Annotated in this window: 17 protein-coding genes; 15 read left to right on the top strand and 2 right to left on the bottom strand. The window is 35.9% G+C overall.

Annotation, left to right across the window (positions count from 1 at the left end; translation table 11 throughout):
- The first annotated feature begins 107 nt into the window (after nt 1-107).
- The 15 genes from DRZ96_RS02405 (at nt 108) to DRZ96_RS02335 (ending at nt 19,450) form a co-directional block, all read left to right on the top strand.
- Nucleotides 108-1,709, top strand: a complete 1,602-nt coding sequence (locus DRZ96_RS02405; protein ID WP_112889437.1) for a gamma-glutamyltransferase family protein — start codon at nt 108-110, stop codon at nt 1,707-1,709.
- 11 nt (nt 1,710-1,720) lie between these two features.
- Nucleotides 1,721-3,712, top strand: a complete 1,992-nt coding sequence (gene uvrB, locus DRZ96_RS02400; protein WP_112889436.1) for an excinuclease ABC subunit UvrB — start codon at nt 1,721-1,723, stop codon at nt 3,710-3,712.
- A 12-nt stretch (nt 3,713-3,724) separates the two neighbouring features.
- Nucleotides 3,725-6,541 carry an excinuclease ABC subunit UvrA gene (uvrA, locus tag DRZ96_RS02395; protein WP_112889435.1) on the top strand — a complete coding sequence of 939 codons (2,817 nt, stop codon included), beginning with the start codon at nt 3,725-3,727 and terminating at the stop codon, nt 6,539-6,541.
- A gap of 1 nt (nt 6,542) precedes the next feature.
- Nucleotides 6,543-7,334 (top strand): L,D-transpeptidase, encoded by a 792-nt coding sequence (locus DRZ96_RS02390; protein WP_112889434.1) that lies wholly within the window; start codon nt 6,543-6,545, stop codon nt 7,332-7,334.
- 114 nt (nt 7,335-7,448) lie between these two features.
- Nucleotides 7,449-8,303: a transporter substrate-binding domain-containing protein gene (locus DRZ96_RS02385; RefSeq protein ID WP_112889433.1), complete on the top strand. Its 855-nt coding sequence runs from the start codon at nt 7,449-7,451 to the stop codon at nt 8,301-8,303.
- 68 nt (nt 8,304-8,371) lie between these two features.
- A complete protein-coding gene (locus tag DRZ96_RS02380) occupies nt 8,372-9,046 on the top strand; it encodes an amino acid ABC transporter permease (protein WP_070700689.1) in 675 nt (224 codons plus the stop codon).
- Nucleotides 9,039-9,761 carry an amino acid ABC transporter ATP-binding protein gene (locus tag DRZ96_RS02375; RefSeq protein ID WP_112889432.1) on the top strand — a complete coding sequence of 241 codons (723 nt, stop codon included), beginning with the start codon at nt 9,039-9,041 and terminating at the stop codon, nt 9,759-9,761. Before DRZ96_RS02380 ends, DRZ96_RS02375 begins: the two co-directional genes overlap by 8 nt.
- A gap of 155 nt (nt 9,762-9,916) precedes the next feature.
- Nucleotides 9,917-10,522, top strand: a complete 606-nt coding sequence (locus tag DRZ96_RS02370) for a hypothetical protein (RefSeq protein ID WP_236587213.1) — start codon at nt 9,917-9,919, stop codon at nt 10,520-10,522.
- Nucleotides 10,523-10,592: 70 nt separating this feature from the next.
- Nucleotides 10,593-10,802: a hypothetical protein gene (locus DRZ96_RS02365; protein WP_112889431.1), complete on the top strand. Its 210-nt coding sequence runs from the start codon at nt 10,593-10,595 to the stop codon at nt 10,800-10,802.
- Nucleotides 10,803-11,224: 422 nt separating this feature from the next.
- A complete protein-coding gene (hutH, locus tag DRZ96_RS02360) occupies nt 11,225-12,763 on the top strand; it encodes a histidine ammonia-lyase (protein WP_112889430.1) in 1,539 nt (512 codons plus the stop codon).
- A gap of 75 nt (nt 12,764-12,838) precedes the next feature.
- Entirely contained in the window at nt 12,839-13,732 is an 894-nt protein-coding gene (gene ftcD, locus DRZ96_RS02355) for a glutamate formimidoyltransferase (RefSeq protein WP_112889429.1), read from the top strand.
- Between the two features lie 9 nt (nt 13,733-13,741).
- Nucleotides 13,742-15,421 carry a formate--tetrahydrofolate ligase gene (locus tag DRZ96_RS02350; protein WP_112889428.1) on the top strand — a complete coding sequence of 560 codons (1,680 nt, stop codon included), beginning with the start codon at nt 13,742-13,744 and terminating at the stop codon, nt 15,419-15,421.
- Nucleotides 15,422-15,436: 15 nt separating this feature from the next.
- Nucleotides 15,437-16,063, top strand: coding sequence for a cyclodeaminase/cyclohydrolase family protein (locus DRZ96_RS02345; RefSeq protein ID WP_112889427.1), 627 nt, complete (start codon nt 15,437-15,439; stop codon nt 16,061-16,063).
- Entirely contained in the window at nt 16,060-17,403 is a 1,344-nt protein-coding gene (gene glmL / locus DRZ96_RS02340; protein WP_112889426.1) for a methylaspartate mutase accessory protein GlmL, read from the top strand. The genes DRZ96_RS02345 and glmL overlap by 4 nt, the downstream gene beginning before the upstream one ends.
- Nucleotides 17,404-17,755: 352 nt before the next feature.
- Nucleotides 17,756-19,450 carry a DUF2207 domain-containing protein gene (locus DRZ96_RS02335; RefSeq protein WP_112889425.1) on the top strand — a complete coding sequence of 565 codons (1,695 nt, stop codon included), beginning with the start codon at nt 17,756-17,758 and terminating at the stop codon, nt 19,448-19,450.
- A 186-nt stretch (nt 19,451-19,636) separates the two neighbouring features.
- On the opposite strand, the gene DRZ96_RS02330 is transcribed toward DRZ96_RS02335, so the two are convergent.
- Both DRZ96_RS02330 and DRZ96_RS02325 read right to left on the bottom strand, forming a co-directional pair.
- Nucleotides 19,637-20,089, bottom strand: coding sequence for a hypothetical protein (locus DRZ96_RS02330; RefSeq protein ID WP_112889424.1), 453 nt, complete (start codon nt 20,087-20,089; stop codon nt 19,637-19,639).
- Between the two features lie 119 nt (nt 20,090-20,208).
- The gene (locus tag DRZ96_RS02325; RefSeq protein WP_112889423.1) at nt 20,209-21,762 is read right to left on the bottom strand and encodes a BCCT family transporter; all 1,554 of its coding nucleotides are present in this window, start codon (nt 21,760-21,762) and stop codon (nt 20,209-20,211) included.
- Between the last annotated feature and the right edge of the window lie 189 nt (nt 21,763-21,951).

The raw sequence follows: 21,951 nt of genomic DNA, 5'->3' as shown, positions 1-21,951 counted from the left end.
AATAGAATATTATTCAAAAGAAGATAAGACAAAAGGACAATAGAATATTTTTAAAAGGATGATAAGACAAATCGACAATGAGAATATTCTTTAATAAGGATGATAAAATGAAATTTGATTACAACTCTTACCCTTATCCTTCAACTAGGAGGACAATTTTTGGGAAAAATGGAATGATGGCAACATCATCTCCCTATGCAACAAGTGCTGGGGCAAAAATTCTCCTTGAAGGTGGCAATGCCATAGACGCTGCTCTTGCTGCATCTATGACTCTTCCTGTTGTGGAACCAACAGGCAACGGGCTGGGGTCAGATATGTTTGCTTTAATTTATTATGAAGGCAAACTTTATGGAATAAATGCCAGCGGTAGAAGTCCCAAAAATATTTCTATTGCAAAGCTTAGGGAAAAGGGCTATGATAGAATGCCTTCTTGTGGGGTAAATGTAATAAATACGCCAGGGTTAATTGGTGGAGTCATGAAAGTCTATGAAGACTTTGCCAGCCTTAGTCTTGAGAAAATTTTTGAACCAGCAATCTCCTATGCAGAAGAAGGATATCCAGTGACTCCACAAATTGCAAAACTTTGGGGAGAAAGCTATGAAAAATATAAAAATTTAAATAGGGAAGAGTTCAATGAATTTTTTAAGTCCTTTACTCTTGATGGTAGAGCCCCAAGGGCTGGTGAAGTTTTCAAATCTCCTGACATGGCAAGGACCCTAAGAGAAATTCGTGACACTAAGGGCCAGTCCTTTTATAAGGGAGAACTTGCAGAAAAAATAGTAGGTGAAGTGGAAAGGCTTGGAGGCTTTTTAAGTCTAGATGACTTAAAGGCTTTTGAGCCAAGATATGTAGATCCAATTTCTACCAATTATAAAGGGATAGATATTTGGGAAATCCCTCCAAATGGACACGGAATTTCTGTCCTAATGGCCCTAAATATTTTAAGTGAAATGGAAATAAAAGATCGTGAAGACCCAAAGACCCTTCACAAGATTATTGAGGCCATAAAATTATCTCTTACTGATGCTAAGGCCTATGTTGCAGATCCTGAAAAGATGCAAATTGAAGTTGAAAGACTTTTATCATGTGACTATGCTAGGGACAGGAGAGCGAAAATAAGTGACAGGGCAAAGACTCCTGAAGCTTTTAAGATAAAATCTTCTGACACAGTTTATTTTGCCACAGCTGATAAGGATGGCAACATGGTCTCCATGATTCAGTCAAACTATGCTGGCTTTGGATCTGGAATTGTGGTTCCTGGAACTGGAATAACTTTAAACAATAGGGTTGAGAATTTTTATTTTGAAGAAGGACTTGCCAACTCTCTTGAAGGAGGAAAGCTGCCTTACCACACAATAATTCCTGGCTTTATGACAAAAAATAATGAGGCACTTGGAGCCTTTGGAATAATGGGTGCCTTTATGCAGCCACAAGCCCATGTCCAAGTCCTTATGAATATGATAGATTTTAATTTAAATCCACAGGCTGCCCTTGATGCTCCAAGGATAATGTGGATTGACGACAAAAAAATTCAGGTAGAAAATGACTTTAAGCCTGAAATTATTGATGAACTAAAAAAACTTGGCCACGAAGTTGAAGTCGTAAGTGACTTCAAGAGCATGGGTAGGGGCCAGATTATTTTGAAAGATAAAGATGTTTATATTGGTGGAACAGAAAAGAGGACGGACTCCAATATTTTTTCTTATTAGAAGGTGATTAAATGGAATTTAAAATTCATTCTGAGTACAAGCCCACAGGTGACCAACCCCAGGCTATTGATAAATTGGCTGAGGGTATAAAGAAGGGCTACACGCACCAAAACTTACTAGGGGTAACAGGTTCTGGTAAGACCTTTACCATGGCAAATGTAATTGAGAGGGTCCAAAAGCCAACTCTTGTAATTGCCCACAACAAGACCCTTGCCTACCAACTTTGTTCAGAATTAAAGGAATTTTTCCCGGAAAATGCTGTGGAATTCTTTGTTTCTTATTATGATTACTATCAACCAGAAGCCTATGTGCCAGGAACTGACACCTTTATTGAAAAGGACTCATCTATAAATGATGAAATAGATAAGCTTCGTCACTCTGCAACAATGTCTCTTTTCGAGAGAAAGGACGTAATTATTGTTGCATCAGTTTCCTGCATCTATGGTTTAGGGGACCCAATTGATTATGAGCAACTGGCAATTTCTCTAAGGCCTGGCATGATAAGGGACAGGAATGATGTCATGAGCAAGCTTGTGGACATCCAGTATGTGAGAAATGATTATGAATTTAAGCGTGGGACCTTTAGGGTTCGTGGAGATATTTTGGAAATTTTCCCAGCCTCTTCATCAGAAAATTCTATAAGAGTTGAATTTTTTGGGGATGAAATTGACAGAATAACTGAAGTCAATGCCTTGACAGGTCAAGTCCTTCATTATCTAAACCACGCCTACATTACTCCTGCTTCCCACTTTGCAACTTCAGAAGAAAAGGTAAAGCGTGCCATTGTTACAATAGAAGAAGAACTTGAGGAAAGACTTAAGGTTTTAAAGGACCAAGAAAAACTTTTAGAAGCTCAGAGATTGGAGCAAAGGACAAGGTACGACTTGGAGATGCTATCTGAAATGGGATTTTGCTCTGGTATAGAAAATTATTCAAGACACCTATCTGGTAGGGCTCCAGGCTCAAGACCCTATACATTAATAGATTATTTTCCAAAGGACTTTTTAACGATAATCGACGAGTCCCACCAAACTATTCCTCAAATTAGGGGTATGTATAATGGGGACAGGGCTCGTAAGGAAACCCTAGTTGATTACGGATTTAGACTTCCTTCAGCCCTAGACAACAGACCTTTGAGATTTAATGAGTTTGAAGAAATGATGAACCAATGTGTTTATGTTTCTGCAACCCCAGGACCTTATGAACTTGAACACACTGAACAAGAAGTTGAACAAATCATAAGGCCAACAGGTCTTCTTGATCCAATAATTGAAGTAAGACCAATTAAAAACCAAATTGATGATATTATAAATGAAGTAAATGGAGCTATTGAAAGAGGAGAAAGGGTCCTTATAACTACTCTTACCAAGAGGATGTCTGAGGACCTATCAAGGCACCTGAAGGAAATTGGATACAAGGTGACTTACATGCACTCTGATGTAGACACCCTAGAGAGGATGAAGATAATAAGGGACCTAAGGCTTGGAAAGGTTGACGTCCTTGTTGGAATCAACCTCCTAAGAGAGGGTCTTGACCTGCCAGAGGTTTCAAGAGTTTGTATACTTGATGCAGACAAGGAAGGCTTCCTTCGTTCTGTCACATCACTTATCCAAACTGCTGGTCGTGCAGCTAGAAATGCCGATGGAAAAGTTATTATGTATGCCGACACCATAACTCCTTCTATGAGGGTTACTATTGATGAGACTTCTAGGAGAAGAAAAATCCAAGAAGAATACAATGAAGAGCATGGGATCACTCCAAAAACAATAGTGAAAAGTATCCGTGAAGTTATAAATACTGCTATTGCTGCAGAAGAATCTGTGGACTTCAAAGATATTAAAGATGAAGAAAATGAATTTACTAAGGATGAAATTAACGAGATGATAGATGCCCTAAAACCTGAAATGTACAGGGCAGCAGAAGAACTTGATTTTGAGAAGGCTGCTGAAATTAGGGATAAAATAAAGGATTTAAGGGAGAAGAAAAAATCTGCCCTCCTTTAAAGAGGTGTTAAATTGAAAGACGAAATAATAGTAAAGGGAGCTAGGGTCAACAACTTAAAAAATGTTGACCTTAATATTCCTAGAAATAAATTTGTAGTTTTTACAGGACTTTCTGGATCAGGTAAGTCTTCCCTTGCCTTTGATACAATTTATGCAGAAGGTCAAAGAAGGTATGTGGAATCCCTATCTTCTTATGCAAGACAGTTCTTGGGACAAATGGACAAGCCAGAGGTTGACTATATTGAAGGTATGAGTCCATCTATTTCCATTGACCAAAAAACCACTTCAAAAAACCCAAGATCAACTGTTGGGACAGTTACAGAAATCTATGACTACCTAAGACTTTTGTATGCAAGAGTTGGTCATGCCTTTTGTCCGGAATGTGGGAGAGAAATTTCTTCCTATACTATAGACCAAATGGTGGATGAAATAATGAAGCTAGACGAGAGGACAAGGATTCAAATTCTTTCACCAGTTGTAAGGCATAGGAAGGGTCAGCACAAAAAAGTTTTTGAAAAAATTAAAAAAGAAGGCTTTTTAAGGGTTATTGTTGACGGAGAAATGCGTGATATTGGGGAAGAAATTGAGCTTGAAAAAAACAAGTATCACGATATAGACATTGTAATAGATAGGATTATTATAAAAGAAAAAATTGAATCAAGACTTGCAGACTCACTGGAAATTGCCACAAACCTAAGTGATGGGATAGCCAAGATAAATGTTATCGATGGAGACGACATGGTTTTCTCCACAAAATTTGCCTGCCCTCACTGCAACATTATAATAGAAGAAGTTACTCCAAGGTCCTTCTCCTTTAACTCTCCTCTGGGAGCTTGTGACGAATGTAAGGGACTTGGATTTTCTAAGGAAGTTTCAAGAGATTTGGTTATTCCCAACAAGGAACTTTCTATAGATGAGGGGGCTATTGCCTGCTACTCAAACTCCAAGGGAACATATTATTATGAAATAATTGCACAAATTGCCAAGAAGTTTGATTTTTCCACTAAAGAGCCAATAAAAAATGCTCCAAAAGAATTTATCAAAGCAATTTTTGAAGGTTATGATGGTAAGTTAAACTTCTCCTTTAATTCCTACTTCTCTGGGGAGAAAAAATATTCTGGAGGTTTTGAGGGAATCCTAAAAAACCTAAAGAGAAGGTACACTGAGTCAAGTTCTGACAGGATGCTTGATAAGATTGACGAATTTATGGAAGAAGTTCCATGTCCTAAGTGCCATGGAGCAAGGTTAAGGGATTCATCTCTTGCCATAAGAGTTGGAGGCCTAAATATTTTTGAATTGACGGAACTTTCTATAGACAAGTCCCTAGAGTTTTTTGAAAATCTAGAATTTACAAAAAATGAAATGATAATTGCTGAAGAACTCTTAAAGGAGATTAAATCAAGGCTAGAATTCTTGGTAAATGTTGGTCTTGAATATTTATCTTTATCGAGAATGGCTGGAACTCTTTCTGGTGGCGAAGCCCAAAGAATTAGGCTGGCAACCCAAATTGGTTCACAACTTGTCGGGGTAATTTACGTTCTCGATGAGCCAAGCATTGGACTCCACCAAAGGGACAACACAAAACTCCTTGAGTCACTTAGAAATCTAACAGACATTGGCAACACCCTAATTGTTGTTGAGCACGACGAGGATACAATGTTTGCTGCAGATGAAATTGTAGACATTGGACCTCTTGCAGGCGTCAATGGGGGAAGGATTGTTGCTCAAGGTACAGCTGAAGAAATTATGGAAGTTCAAGAGTCCATAACTGGTGCCTACCTAAGTGGCAGAAAGAAAATTAAAGTTCCCAAGGAAAGAAGAGAATACACAGGCAAGTCCATCAAGGTTAAAGGTGCAGAGGAAAATAACTTAAAAAATATTGATGTTGAATTCCCGCTGGGACAATTTGTCTGTGTTACAGGAGTTTCTGGATCAGGTAAGTCTTCACTTGTAAATGAAATCCTCTACAAGAGCCTCGCCCAAAAGATAAATAAGTCTAGGATAAAACCTGGCAAGCACAAGTCTATTGAAGGTCTTGACAACATTGACAAGATTGTTGACATTGACCAATCCCCAATTGGAAGAACACCGAGGTCAAATCCTGCCACTTATACAGGTGCTTTTGATATAATAAGAGATGTCTTTGCCAATACTAATGAGGCAAAAATGCGTGGCTACAAGAAGGGGAGATTTTCCTTTAACGTCAAGGGAGGAAGATGCGAGGCTTGCAAGGGCGATGGAATCTTAAAAGTTGAGATGCACTTCTTGTCTGACGTCTATGTTCCTTGTGAAGTTTGCCATGGCAAGAGATATAATCGTGAAACTCTTGAAGTAAAATACAAGGGCAAAAATATCTATGACGTTCTTGACATGACAGTTGAAGAGGCAATTGACTTCTTCCAAAATCATGAGAGGGTCTTGAGAAAGCTTGAAACCCTAAGAGATGTTGGACTTTCCTATATAAAATTGGGACAATCTTCTACACTTTTATCAGGTGGAGAAGCCCAAAGAATAAAACTTGCCACAGAATTATCCAAGAGGGCAACGGGAAGAACTCTCTACATCTTAGATGAGCCAACAACTGGACTTCACTCAGAAGACGTGAATAAATTAATAAAGGTTTTAGAAGAACTTGTGGATAGGGGCAATACAGTAATAACAATTGAGCACAACTTAGATGTTATTAAGTGTGCCGACCACATTATTGACCTTGGACCAGAAGGTGGAGAAGGCGGAGGTCAAGTTATATTTACTGGAAGGCCTGAAGAAATTATTAAGTGCAAAGATTCTTATACAGGAGAATTTTTGAAAGATAAATTGGAGGATTAATTTGAAAAAAATTAAAAGACTGGGAGCCTTTATTTTGGCCGCAAGTCTCTTGCCAAGTTTCGTATCGGCAAAGGGATTTGTTAGACAAAATGATTTTATGGATAAGTCTGGTCATGAGAGGACCCACGCCCTAAAAAAGTGGCAGGCGAGGATGAACCTTCCTGTTACTGGCGGGATGAATGACAAGACCAACCAAGCTCTTTACACACAAAATTACGAAGTTTATGACATGGTGACTAATCCACCAACAAGTGGCAACTGGATAGTAGTCAATAAGTCTAGGAGAACTCTTACCCTATATAAGGGTGGGCAATCTATTGGGAAGTTCCCTGTAACTCTTGGGACAAGTTCAACTCCAACACCATCAGCTAAGGCAAAAATTCAAAATATGCACAAGAATCCTGCTTGGGGTGGAATGGGAGGTAAGTACACTCCAGTTGCATCCAATGATCCAAAAAATCCTCTTGGAGAAAGGTGGATGGGTCTAAGCATACCTGGCATGAGTGGATACGGAATTCATGGAAACATAAAGCCTTTTCAAATTGGTGGTTACTATTCTAATGGTTGCATAAGAATGTTTAACTACGATATAGAAAATCTTGTTTTTCCAAAAATGAAAGTAGGAGCTCCAGTTTGGTTGGGGACAGATGCTGAATTGGAGTCTTGGGGAGTATATCAATACTCAAGGCCTAAGAAGGCTGAGCCAAAGCCAGTGGAAAAGAAAGAGCCTCCAAAGGAAGTTAATAAAAATCCTGTAGAAGAAGTTCCAGCAGGTGACTTATTAGAATTTTAATTTAATAAAGTGGCCTTAAAGCATTGAAAATCATAAGTCTTTGCGTTATAATGTTTTTTAAAATTATAGCGACAGCTTTAGGAAGACTATTTTAAATTAAAGTCGGAGGTTATTATGAAAAAGAAAATTTTTAATATTGCACTTATTGCAATGACAGCCCTGCTACTATTTGGCTGTGGAAAAAAAGAAGAAACGAAAGAAGAAGCTAAGGAAGCAGTTAAGTTTGAAGTGACAACTACTGGTCCAACAATTGATGCTATAAAGGAAAAGGGAAAAATAGTTCTTGGAACTTCAGCAGACTTCCCACCAATGGAATGGACATCTTTCCAATCTGGTAAAGAAGAATTCACAGGTGTTGATATTGCAATTGCACAGTCCATTGCTGATTCACTTGGAGTAGAACTTGAAGTTAAGAATATGGCTTTCGAAGGACTTCTTGCTTCTCTAAACTCAGGTGATGTTGACATGGTTATAGCAGGAATGGGTGCTGACGAAGAAAGAAAGAAACAAGTTGACTTCTCTGATGAATATTCACAAGGACAACAAGTTTTACTTGTAACTGAAGAAAATAAGGACAAGTACAAAACTTTTGATGACCTTGAAGGAGAAATTGTTGGTACACAACTTGGTACACTTCAACATAAGTTTGCAACAGAAAGATTTGGAGACAAATGTAAGGGATTTGATCTTAATAATGTTATTATTGAACAGTTAAAGAACAAGTCCATTGATGCAGCTTTCTTATCAGAACTACCTGCTAAACAATTTGCTTCAATCACTGATGGTCTTGTTATTATAAAAGACTTAGGAATTCCAGATGATAGCGGATTTGCAGTAGCAATTAAAAAAGGCAACGATGACTTAACAGGAGCTGTTAACGAAGTTGTTAAAGGATTAAAAGATTCAGGCCAAGTTGACAAATGGTTTGATGAGTATATTGAACTATCTAACAAAGAGGCAGTAAAATAAATTAAATATTCCCTACATTAAGTGTGGGGAATTTTTATTTTATAAATTTTTTTAAATAAGGGGAAATTATGGGAATTATGAATCAATTTGCTTTCATAGAGAGATACCTGCCAACTTACTTAAATGGTGCCATAACAACTATTGAGCTTTCAATAATTGGCGTCCTTCTAGGTTTTACTCTTGGCATAATTCTTGCTCTAATGAAAACATCAAAAATAAAAATTTTAAATATCTTGTCAAGCATCTACATCGAAATCGTAAGAGGAACACCAATGCTTGTACAAATAATGATAGTTTACTTTGGGCTTAAGAAAATTATTCCAGAGCAATTCACAATATTGACAGCGCCAATGTTCTTGTGTGCTCTTTCTATATCACTAAACTCTGCAGCCTATATTGCAGAAATTATTAGATCAGGAATTAGTTCAGTTGACTTTGGACAAATGGAAGCTGCCAGGTCCCTTGGACTTAACGAAAAGCAAGCAATGAGAAAGATTATTATGCCACAGGCAATAAAAAATATTCTTCCAGCCCTAGTAAATGAATTTATAACACTTATTAAGGAATCATCAATTACTTATACAGTAGGAGTTGGAGAATTAATGTACGCAGGTAAAAGTATTTCATCGGGAACTTTTGAATTAGTAAGACCCTTTATATTTACAGCCTGCATCTACTTCATCATGACCTTCAGTCTTTCAAAGGCCATGGGTAGACTAGAAAGGAGACTTTCAAATGATTAAGGTAGAAAATCTTACAAAATCCTTTGGAGAACTTGAAGTTCTAAAGGGAATAGATCAAGAAATAAAAGATGGTGAAGTTGTAGTTGTAATTGGACCATCAGGTTCAGGTAAGTCAACTTTTTTGAGATGCTTAAATCTTTTGGAAACTCCAACAAGTGGCAAGATCTTTGTAGATGATGAAGAAATAACTTCAAAGGAAGTGGACATAAATAAGGTTCGTGAAGAAATGGGAATGGTATTCCAATCCTTTAACCTCTTTAACAACCTAAACATCTTAGACAATATTACACTTGCACCAACACTTGTAAAGAAAATGGAAAAAAGTAAGGCAGAAGAAAAAGCAAGAGAACTTCTTGCAAGAGTTGGACTGCCAGACAAGGCTGAGTCTTTTCCGAAGTCCCTATCAGGAGGACAAAAACAAAGGATAGCAATAGCAAGAGCCCTTGCCATGAATCCAAAGGTAATGCTTTTTGACGAACCAACGTCAGCCCTTGACCCAGAAATGGTTGGGGAAGTCCTAGATATAATGAAGGACCTTGCAAAGGAAGGAATGACCATGGTAGTTGTTACTCACGAGATGGGTTTTGCAAGAGAAGTTGGTGACAGAATTTTATTTATGGACGGAGGCTACATTGTTGAAGAGGGAAGTCCAGAAGAAATTTTTGGAAACCCTCAAAACTATAGGACCAAAGACTTCTTAGGAAAGGTTCTTTAATAAATTAATAAATTTTAATCAAAATGACTTAGCTAAGACTAGGTCATTTTTTATTGGAATTTTTATCTTTGATGTGCTAATAATTTTTAAGTTATAGAAAATTTTTAATTTTAAATTGTTTTGTGATGATATAATTATTTTAAGGAGGGACTACAATGAAGTGCTTGATGAAAAACTTAATAATTCTCTTTGCACTTATATTTTTAAGCCTAGTCTTTCTTGGAAGGACTGCCTACAAGTCCTATACTGAAGGCTCAAAAGTTCATAAGCAAGAAGAACTAAATTTAAATGAAGACAAGGGCAATAAAAATTTTGAAATTTTAGAAGTGCCAAGTGATAAAAAGAAACAAATGGAAGAGAGTCTTGGCTATGAAATTGCAGATATAAAACACATAAGACTACTTGATAAGGATGATTATATCGAAGAAGGAGTTAAGAATAAAGAAGGCTATACAATTGAAAATATTTCAGAAGTTAGAGGCGCAATAGAATTTAGTGGGCCAGATGTTTATGAGTCAATATGTGACAATAGAAAGGAAGAAGAAACTGAAATTAAAATTGGAGAAAGGATTCTAAAAAATGATTATATGGCAGACATCCACCTTGATTCAAAAATAATTTCCAATGCCCTGGGCTTCGATGTGGAGAAAGAAAATAAAATTGACTTGGATCTTGATATAAAAGTAGAAAGAAAAACTTTTGCAAGCCTGAGTCTTTTCCCTGAGATAAATCACTATGACTTTGAAATACATAAAAATTGAAGAGAAATATCAGAGGGAAATGCTAAGAAAGTTGTGGGAGGATATTTAATAACAAAAAAGGAGAAAATAAATGAAAGCTAGGGATAAATACATAATTACAGGCGTAGTATTGACAGTTTTATTAATAATATTTTTACACTTTATGCCACTTTTTGATTTGAAGATGACATCGTCTTATCAAAACAATTTAATTAATTACCTTAAAGATGACTTCACACTAGTGATTGCCTTTATTCTTTCAGTGGGGCTAATAGTCTTTGGATTAATAAAAAAAGATTAAGGAATATTAATGACTTAGGAGACTAAGTCATTTTTTATTTTATAAACTTCTAGAAATTCATAGATTAAAACTAATAATTAATTTAATTTAAAGTTTTTTCACAAAAGTATTAAATAAATTAAGGAAAATTTAAAAAAGATAATAAATTACATAACATCGTGCAATCTAAGAAATAGATTATCAAGAAAACGTATTAAAATATTGTATTTTTTATGTCGATAGAGTTTTATTTTCTCCAAAATTATTGACAATGATTTATATTTAGAATAAAATCTAGTTAGAAAACATTTGCAAGGACTTTCCATGCAAGTGTAGAAATTTTGGCAACTACTTTTTCAAAAGATGATTTGATATTTCATCTTTAATATTTCTTTTGAATTAGTAAGTAAGATGCAATGTATTAAAAGAAAGGGAGTACAATTATGAACAAAGTAGTATTAACAGGTAACGATCTAGATCTTGAACAATTAGTAGCTGTATCTAGAGACCACGTAAAAGTAGAAATTGATGACAAAGCAATCGCTGATGTAAACAAATCAAGAGAATATGTAGAAGAAATCGTTGAAGAAGAAAGAGTTGTTTACGGAATCAATACAGGTTTTGGTTCTCTATCAAGAGTAAGTATCTCTAAAGAAGATTCAGCTCAACTTCAAGAAAATATTATTAGAACTCACGCTGCTGGATTTGGTAACCCACTTCCTGAAGATGAAGTAAGAGCAGTTATGCTTATTAGAATCAACTCTCTATTAAAGGGTGTTTCTGGTATTAGACTATCTACTATTGAATTACTTCTTGAAATGTTAAATAGAAATGTAGTTCCATTTATTCCTGAAAAAGGATCTCTTGGAGCTTCTGGTGACTTAGCACCACTTGCACACATGGTTCTTCCAATGCTTGGACTTGGAAAAGCTTACTACGAAGGCGAACTTCTTCAAGGTAAAGAAGCTATGGAAAAAGCTGGCTTAAAACCAATTGCACTTGCAGCTAAAGAAGGACTTGCACTTATTAACGGTACAACAGTTCTTACAGCAACTGGAGCACTTGCAACTTACGATGCACTTAAACTTTCTAAGATTGCTGATATCGCAGGAGCTATGGCTACAGAATCTGCTAGAGGAATCATCGACGCATTCTGGGAAGAACTTCACACAATTAGACCACACGCAGGATCACTTAAGACTGCTGAAAACTTAAGAAATATTCTTGAAGGTTCAACTTATGTAACTCACACAGCTGAACTTAGAGTACAAGATGCTTACACATTTAGATGTATGCCACAAATTCACGGTGCTTCTAAAGACACTCTTGAATATGTTAAAGAAAAAGTTGAAATCGAACTTAACTCTGCAACTGATAACCCAATCATCACTCACGATGGTAAGGTAATTTCTGGTGGTAACTTCCACGGAGAATTAATGGCACAACCATTTGATTTCTTAGCAATTGCAGTTTCTGAACTAGGTAACGTTTCTGAAAGAAGAATTGAAAGAATGGTTAACACTACACTTTCTGGAATGCCTTCATTCTTAGTTAAACACCCTGGTCTAAACTCTGGTTTCATGATCACTCAATATGCAGCAGCTGCTTTAGCATCAGAAAACAAAACTTTATCTCACCCAGCAAGTGTTGACTCAATAACATCTTGTGAAAACCAAGAAGACTTCGTTTCTATGGGTAACTGGGCATCAAGAAAAGCAAGAGAAGTTGTTAAGAACACAGCTAGAATCCTAACTACTGAACTTATGATAGCTGCTCAAGCACTTGACTTCAGAATGGAAATGGAAGACAACAAGTTTGAACTTGGTAAGGGAACAAAAGTTGCTCACGAAGTAATTAGAAAACAAGTTGCAGTAATAGAAGAAGATAAGACAATCGAAATCTACGAAGAACTTGAAAAAGCTCAAGAACTTATTAACACTGGAAAACTTCTTGAAGAAGTAGAAAAAGTTGTAGAACTTTAATAATAAGGAAAAATCATATATAATATAAAAGGAAAGAAAAAGCTATAAGTAATCTATATTTAGGAGGAAAATTAATTGAAAAGAGTAATGTGTATTCCAAACTATTCTGAAGGTAGAGACCTTGAGAAAGTTGAAAAAATCACTGAATGTTTTAGAGCAAAAGAAAATGTTAAATTAATCGACTACCAACCAGATGCTGACCACAACAGACTTGTTGTTGAAGTAATTGGTGAACCAGAAGCTGTTATCGATGCAGTACTTGAATCTGTAAAGGTTGCTTCTGAAATTATCGATATGTCTAAACACGAAGGAGCTCACCCAAGAATGGGAGCAGTTGACGTTATACCTTTTGTTCCAGTAACAGAAGTTACAACTGAAGATTGTGTTGGATACGCTAATAAAGTTGGTAAAGCTATAGGAGAAATGGGAATTCCTGTTTACCTATATGAAGATGCTGCAACTACTCCTGAAAGAAAGAACCTTGCTAAGGTTAGAAAGGGACAATACGAAGCATTCTTCGACAAAATTAAGGAAGAAGAATGGAAACCTGACTTTGGTCCACAAGAAATGAACGCTAAATCAGGTGTTACAGGTGTTGCTGCAAGATTCCACCTAATTGCATTTAACGTAAACTTAAATACTGACAGATTAGAAGTTGCTCAAGCAATTGCTAAAAAAGTTCGTCACATTGGTGGAGGACTAAGATTCGTTAAAGGTATTGGACTTGCTCTAGAAGAAAAAGGCCAAGTTCAAGTATCAATGAACCTTGTTAACTTCGAAAAAACTGCAATTTACCAAGCACTTGAAATGATTAGATCTGAAGCTAAGAGATACGGAGTAAGTGTTGTAAACACAGAACTTATTGGACTTCTTCCACTACAAGCTCTTGTTGATTCAGCAGCTTACTACATGCAAATTGAAGACTTTAAACCAGAACAAGTTCTAGAAACACTTTTAATTGAGGAGTAATAAAATAACATGGGATTTAAAACAGATATACAAATAGCTGACGAAGCTACAATGTTACCTATTGAAGAGGTAGCTGCAAAAATAGGATTTGAAAAAGACGATCTTGAACAATATGGTAAATATAAAACTAAGATTTCTTGGGATGCAATTAAGAGAATTGAAGAAAACAATGAAAATGGTAAATTAATTCTTGTTTCTGCTATTTCTCCAACACCAGCAGGTGAAGGTAAGTCAACAGTTTCTATTGGTCTTACTCAAGGTCTTAATAGAATTGGAAAGAAATCTGCCGTAGCACTTCGTGAACCATCTCTTGGACCAGTATTTGGTGTTAAGGGTGGAGCTGCAGGTGGTGGATACTCACAAGTAGTTCCTATGGAAGATATTAACCTTCACTTCACAGGAGACCTTCACGCAATGACAGCTGCAAATAATCTTATTTCAGCTTGTATTGATAACCACATCCACCAAGGAAATGCTTTAAGAATTGACTCTAGACAAATCACTTGGAAGAGAGTTATCGACATGAACGACAGATCTCTTAGAAATGTTGTTATTTCTCTTGGTAAAAAAGCTGATGGATTCCCAAGAGAAGACCACTTCATGATAACAGTAGCTTCTGAAATCATGGCAGTTCTTTGTCTAGCAGAAAGCATCGAAGACTTAAAGAACAGAATAGCTAAGATGGTTATAGGATATAATCTTGATGGTAATCCAGTAACAGTTGCTGATCTTGAAATCCAAGGTGCAGTAGCAATGCTTCTTAAAGATGCATTAAAACCAAATATGGTACAAACTCTTGAAAATACACCAGCATTTATTCACGGTGGACCTTTCGCTAACATTGCTCATGGATGTAACTCAATCCTAGCTACTAAACTTGCACTTGCTACAAGTGATTATGCAGTTACAGAAGCTGGATTCGGTGCTGACTTAGGTGCTGAAAAATTCATGGACATTAAATGTAGAAAAGCTGGTCTTGCTCCAGATGCAGTTGTAATTGTTGCTACAATTAGAGCTCTTAAGATGCACGGTGGAGTAGATAAAAAAGAATTAAAAGCTGAAAATATCGAAGCTCTTGAAAAAGGGTTTGCTAACTTAAGACGTCACGTTGAAAATGTTAGAAAATTTGGAGTTCCAGCAATTGTTGCAATTAACAGATTTGCAGACGATACTGAAGGAGAAATTGCAAAATTAGAAGAACTTTGTGCTGAATTAGGAGTTAAGATTTCACTTTGTGAATGTTTCGCTAAGGGTGGCGAAGGTGCTGAAGATCTTGCACATAAAGTTGTTGAACTTATTGATGAAGAAAAAACTAACTTCAAGCCACTTTATGATGAAAATGACAGCATTGTTGATAAAGTAAACACAATTGTTAAAGAAATCTACAGAGGTAGACAAGCTAACTTTACAACAGCTGCTAAAAAACAAGTTAAGAAACTTGAAGAAATGGGTCTTGACAAACTTCCTATCTGTATTGCTAAGACACAATTCTCATTCACTGATGATAAGAATATAGTTGGAGCACCTACAGACTTTGATATTGAAATTCAAGATGTAAGAGTTTCTGCAGGAGCAGGCTTCATAGTTGTTCAAACATCTAACATCATGGTTATGCCAGGACTTCCAAAAGTACCAGCTGCTAACAAGATGGATATTGATAACGACGGCGTTATCACAGGATTATTCTAATTCACAGGAGGAAAAATGCTTAAAGATTTAAATATAGTAGAATTCGCAGACGAAACTGCTTCAGATTCACCAGCACCTGGTGGTGGATCTATTGCTGCACTAAACGCATCAATGGCAGCTTCACTACTTGCAATGGTTGCAGGTTTAACTGTTGGCAAGAAAAAATATATGGACGTTTCTGACAGAATGGAAGAAATTCAAGCTGAACTTGTAAAATACAAGGACGAATTTGTTGATGGAATCGACAAAGACGCAAACTCTTTCAACGGAGTTATGGACGCTATGAAACTTCCAAAGGAAACTGAAGAAGAAAAGGCTGCAAGATCAGAAAAAATTCAAGAAGGATACAGAAATGCAATTGAAGTACCTCTTGGACTTGGAATGAAAGTTACTGAATTATATGACTATGCAAGAGAACTTGCTGAAAAAGGTAACTCTAATGCAATCACTGACGTAGCAGTAGCTCTATTAAACATTGAAGCTGCAGTTCACGGAGCATTCTTAAATGTAATCATCAACCTTAACTCACTTAAGGATCAAGATTACAGACACGAACTTGAAGAAAAAATGGATGCTACAAGAAAGATTGTTGAAAAGAATCACGCAGAAATTATGAAAGTGGTAGATGAAAAATTAGCATGATTTATCTTTTAGTCGATGTTGGATCAACTTATACAAAGTTGCATTTAGTGGATACAAGTAAAAATGTAATTTTGGCAGGTGCTTCAAGTTATACTACTGTGGAGACTGACGTTAGAGAGGGCTTTAACAAGGCTTACAAAAAGCTAAGGGAAATCTCTGATGTTAAATATGATAAAATTTTAGGTTGCTCTTCAGCATCAGGAGGACTAAAGGTTATAGCTATTGGTTTTTCAAAAAGCCTCACTACTGACGCTGCAAGACTTGCGTCATTATCAAGTGGTGCTAGGATTTTAGATGTTTATTCCTACGAACTCAAGGATGAGCAAGTGGAAGAAATAAAATCTGCTGGCGCCGATATCATAGTCTTATGTGGTGGAACTGACCACGGCAACAGGGACAACATAATCTACAATGCAAAGAAACTTGCAAAGGGTTCTGTTAAGACACCTGTAGTTGTGGCAGGAAACATTGATACTCATGAAGAAATAAGGGACATCTTTAACAAGGCTGATGTCCCTTGTGACTTCACTGAAAATGTAATGCCAACGACAAACACAATAAATTACAGGCCTCTTAGAAAGACAATTGGAGATCTTTTTATTAAGACAATTGCCCATGCCAAGGGGATTGATTTACTAAGCCAAGATTTTGAAATACTCTTGCCAACTCCAGCTGCAGTTCAAAAGGCCATGTCTGTCTATGCCAAACACTTGGATAAGGTTATATTATCTGTAGACATTGGCGGGGCAACTACGGACATCCATTCCATAGGGAAAACTTATTATGGAGAAGAAAATGTCATCTCACCTCCTATTGATGAGCCCTATGAAAAGAGAACTGTGGAAGGCGATATGGGTATGAGGTATTCTGCTACTGCTCTTTATGAGTCAGTTGGCGATGAACCCTTCCTAAAGTTTGGAATAAAAGATGCGAAGGAAAAAACTGAATTTCGCTTTAACCATACTAACTACATTCCAGACAATGAAGAGGACCTCTTCTTTGACAATGCCTTGTGTTATATAGCAACTCATACTACACTTATGAGACACGTTGGCCACATAAAAAAAATTAAGACACCTACTAGAACCATTTATGAACAGTATGGAAAAGATTTGAGACCGGCAGAGATGTTTATTGGAACTGGAGGATCACTCATCAACTCTGATGATCCAAAGAAGATCCTATCAGCCATTAGGGACTTAGATGAGAAATATCTAATTAACAGGGACGTAAAGTGTTATTTAGATAAGGATTATATCCTGTCATCAGCTGGACTAATTTCTACTGTTGATGAAGAAGCTTCATACAAATTATTAAAGAAATATCTTAAAGAATTATAAATTTTTAGAAGTTACCTCTTTGGTAGCTTCTTTTTTTTTTATGAAAATTATTATAAAATTGTTTACCAGTTATAAATAAAAAATTAAGAGAAGTTGAATGTAAAAGATTTTATAAATAAGATGGATATATTTAAAAGATTAAAATTTTCTTTAAAATCATATAAATAATTATTAAAAATTTTAAAAAACTTTTTAAAGAACTTAATGTATAAAAAATTAACATTTTAGGGTAAAGAAAGAATAAAGGTAAATAATTCTTAGAATTTAGTAACAGAGATTTTATTAAAGGCAAAATTGAAGTTTGCTAAGAAAAGTTATATCCTAAAGTTAGAAAAGATAAAGGAGCTGTGACATGAAAATAAAAAATTTATTTAAACTCACAATTTTATTTGTCCTCCTACCTGTACTTGTATTTGCAGAAGATTTTAAAACTATAAAAATTGATGCGGACATAGATAAAGATGGAGTTGCCAAGGTAAAGGAAGTTTGGCAAATAAATGAAGACAACAAAGATTACACAGAGAGATACAAGAGGATCGAAAACTTGCAAGGCATAAAGATTGAAAATTTTTCTGTCAATGCCCTTGGAAGAGACTTCACAGAAAAAAATCCTTGGGATATTGACCAGTCCTTTGAGGACAAGGCCTACCACTATGGAAGGATTGACAAGGAGGGCCAAGTTGAACTCACTTGGGGGATAAGTGAATTTAAGGATAACACCTACAACTTGTCCTACACAATAAATCCCCTTGTTGTGGGACTAAATGATGCTGACATGGTTTTCTTTAATTTCGTGGGTGGTAACTTTGACCCAAAGCCAGAGAATATCGAAATTAACATCAGGGGTTTTGAAGACTTTAAAGATGTAGAAATGTGGGGTTTTGGTCTTGAGGGCGAAATTCACAATGTAGATGGCGTAATCCAAATGAAATCAACAGATTATGTTGATTATGCAACAGTCATGCTAAAATTTCCAAAGGGCTACTTCAACACTGCTTACAAGATCGACAAAAATTTTAATGACTATGCCAACATAGCAGCCAAGGGTTCAGACTGGGAAAACAATGAAGGTCAGGCCTACCAAAAACCTATGTCTAGGGGAGAAAAAGCTGCACTTGGAGGAGTCTTTGCAGGAGTAGCGGCAGTAATTTATTTTGTAGCAAGAGCTGTAAGCCTATCCTTTAACAAGAGAAAAATCCAAAATAAAAAAGAACTTCCAACAATTAAGGACTTAAAGGGAGAGTACTACAAGGACCTACCCTATGATGGACCAATGGAAGACTTGTATTACTTCATAGGTCAAGCCTACCTTGTTACAAGTGACCTAGTTGGCAATTATATCAACGCCTTTATTTTGAAATGGAGCCTTGAAGGATCTATTGAATTTATAGAAGAGGGCAAGGGCTATGCCGACAACAAGATAAAAATTTTGAAAAGTCCTGAAAACATGGGACCAATGGAAGAAGAATTATTTGAAATGATTTTTGCAGCCAAAGAAGAAAATGATGAGGAATACATCACAGCAAAAGGCTTCAAAAAATATGTGAGAAAACATAGAAAAGAAATGGAAAATTATTACGAAGAATTTGAAACTTCTTCCATTAGAAATCTAAGAGAGGGAGGATACCTTGAAGACTACACTTATGAAAAGAAATTCCTAGGATCAAGAAGGACTGGCAAGGAATTAAGAGTTACTGAAAAGGGCAAGGTTCTCTACGAAAACCTAATTAAATTTAAAAATTATTTAAAAGACAATCTTGACCAAGTTACAGAAGAAGTTGACTTTGAAAAGTGGGAAGAATATCTAATTTATTCATCAATCTTCTTCTTGGACAAGGAGTTTGTAGAAGGAGCAAAGGCATATCCAGCTTATGTCAATAACTATGCACTTTACAATACACACATATTAGCAACGAGAAATTTCTCCAAAAAATTAAACCAATCTTATCAAAGTGGATCTGGTTTTGCCAACGCAGGAGTTGGAGGAGCGACTTCCGTAGGAGGCGGAGGAGGATCCTTCGGTGGAGGCGGCGGTGGCGGTCGTTAAAAAAAAGACATCTTCAATGAAATTAAGCTGCCTTTTTGATTCCAAATTTATTATTCACTTGAATAGGAAAAAATTAAAAAGACAAAAAAATGCTGTTTGTAAATAATAATTACAAGCAGCATTTTTTTTTATAAAATTTTTATTTTAAAGACTCAAAAATCAAAAAATAATTTTCGGCATAGAGAATTAAATTAAGTAAAAGAAAGCTAATGAAATATTTTTATTAACAGCTTCAAGCTTTGAAAACTTATATAGGTTTAAGAAGAAAACAAGTCCAGTAATTAGGAGTCCTAGATAAATATCAGTAGGTCTTGTTAAGTAAAATACAGAAGAAGGACCAAAGCTGCCTAAATCAAAAATAGTAAGTAGGGGCAAGATAATTACAATGATAAGTTCAAGAAAGATTGGTTTAAGACTTTTGACCTTACTATTGTAGGTGTTAATATGAAGCCCAAGAAGTAAAATTATGTAATAGATTATATTTTGATCTAAGAGCAAGGCAAACAACATACAGGTAAACTGAATATTTGTTGCAATTGTATCTAACTCATCTATTCTTTTATTAAATCTTGGCAGAATAAAATTTATAGAAATAAATCCCAATAAAAATACAATTAAAAATACTCTTTGAAAATCCAAATTACCACCTCTTGCTTTCATTATAGCAAAATAAAAGACATCTTCAATAAAAATGAAGGTGTCTTTTTGCTCTCATAATGTTATTTATTTAATTATTGAGAAATGAACTAAATAAATTATCAATCGTCATAGGATTTGAAGGGTTCTCCTTCTTCTGGCAATGTCTCTGGCCTTATCTTTAGTCCCATTTTCTTCTTCTCGTGGTTTAATTCCTTCAAGAGGGAAATCATAACAAAGATCATAACCACTGAGAAGGGAAGGGCAACAATTATAAGTGTATTTTCAAGGGCTGCAAGACCACCGGAAAATAATAAAACAATGGCTATTGCTGAAAGAAGTATTCCCCAAATAACCTTCTTCCTATTTGATGGAAGGAGGTTTCCATTTTCAGACAGCATTGCCAAGACGTAAGTGGCGGAGTCTGCTGAAGTTATAAAAAATGTTGAGACCAAAATTATTGCTATGAAGGATAGGATGTTTCCTCCAAGATAATTATTAAATGTCGCAAAGAGAACTTCTTCTGTGGCAAATTCTGAAAGATTTATTCCAGCATCCTGCAAGCTAGTTGATAGAGTTCCAAAAGTTGAGAACCAAAGGATACTAAGTAGAGTTGGAATTAGAAGGACAACTGTCAAGAATTCACGAATTGTTCTTCCTTTAGAAATTCTCGCAATGAAAACTCCAACAAAGGGTGACCAAGAGATCCACCAAGCCCAGTAGAAAATTGTCCAAGAATTTATCCAACCACGCTTAGTCCCATCAAAGGCAGCTGATCTAAAGCTCATCCTAAAGAAGTTTTGGAGATAGGCTCCAATTGAATCTGTCATGTTGTCAAAGATCCTTACTGTTGGTCCAACAACTATGGCAACTGCAAGAAGACCTATGGCCAAGATCAAGTTGACATTAGAAAGAATTTTCACTCCTTTGCCAAGGCCTGACATGGCAGACATTACGAAAAGGGCCGTAGTTATCACGATTATTATTGTTTGAGTCACAATGTTATTTGGAATTCCAAAAAGATAGGATAGACCGCCATTAATTTGCATGGCTCCAAAGCCAAGAGTTGTGGCAACACCTATCACAGTAGCTACGATTGTTATGGTGTCAATCACCTTACCTATCCATCCATTGGCACGGTCACCAAGAAGGGGTTTAAGTGTAACTGAGAGTAGATATTTTTCTTGCTTCCTAAAGCCAAAGTAGGCAAGAGCCAGTCCAATAATGGCATAGACTGCCCAGGCATGGATACCCCAATGGAAGAAGGTAAACCTAAAGGCATCGGCTAAGGCTTCTTGACTTCCCTTTGGTGCAAGAGGTGTCATCACTGCGAAGTGACTTAGGGGTTCGGCTGCTCCGTAGAAGACAAGTCCAATTCCCATTCCTGCAGAGAACATCATGGCAATCCAAGACATGGAGTCGTGCTCTGGTTCTGAGTTAGGACTTCCCAACCTAATTTGTCCTATGGGACTTAGGATTAAGAAGACACAGAAAATCAAAATTCCAGTCACCAATAAAAGATAAAACCAACCAAAATTTACTGTAATCTTATCTCTTAAAAATTCTGTAAGTCTTTGGAAGGGTTCTGGTATTATAATTCCAAGTAAAACAAGTACAGATAATAATCCTAAGGACAAAAAATATACAAAGTGTTCTTTTAAAATTTCTTTTTTCATATTAATTCTCCTTTTCTAAAAATTTTCATACCTTAATAGTCTATAGGAAAATCTTGTGCTTTGTCAAAAATGAGTTTTTTTAAAAATTTTAATATATAAATAAAATTTACTACTTACTTAATAGAATAGAGAAGATAAAATTGGGTAAGTGTTAACTGAATAAGTACTTAAACTTTTAACTTTTAAGGA

The sequence above is a fragment of the Peptoniphilus harei genome, from assembly GCF_900454685.1.
GTDB lineage: Bacteria > Bacillota > Clostridia > Tissierellales > Peptoniphilaceae > Peptoniphilus_A > Peptoniphilus_A harei.
The sequence above is the reverse complement of the archived record's forward strand: the minus strand, read 5'-3'. Positions and strand labels throughout refer to the sequence as shown.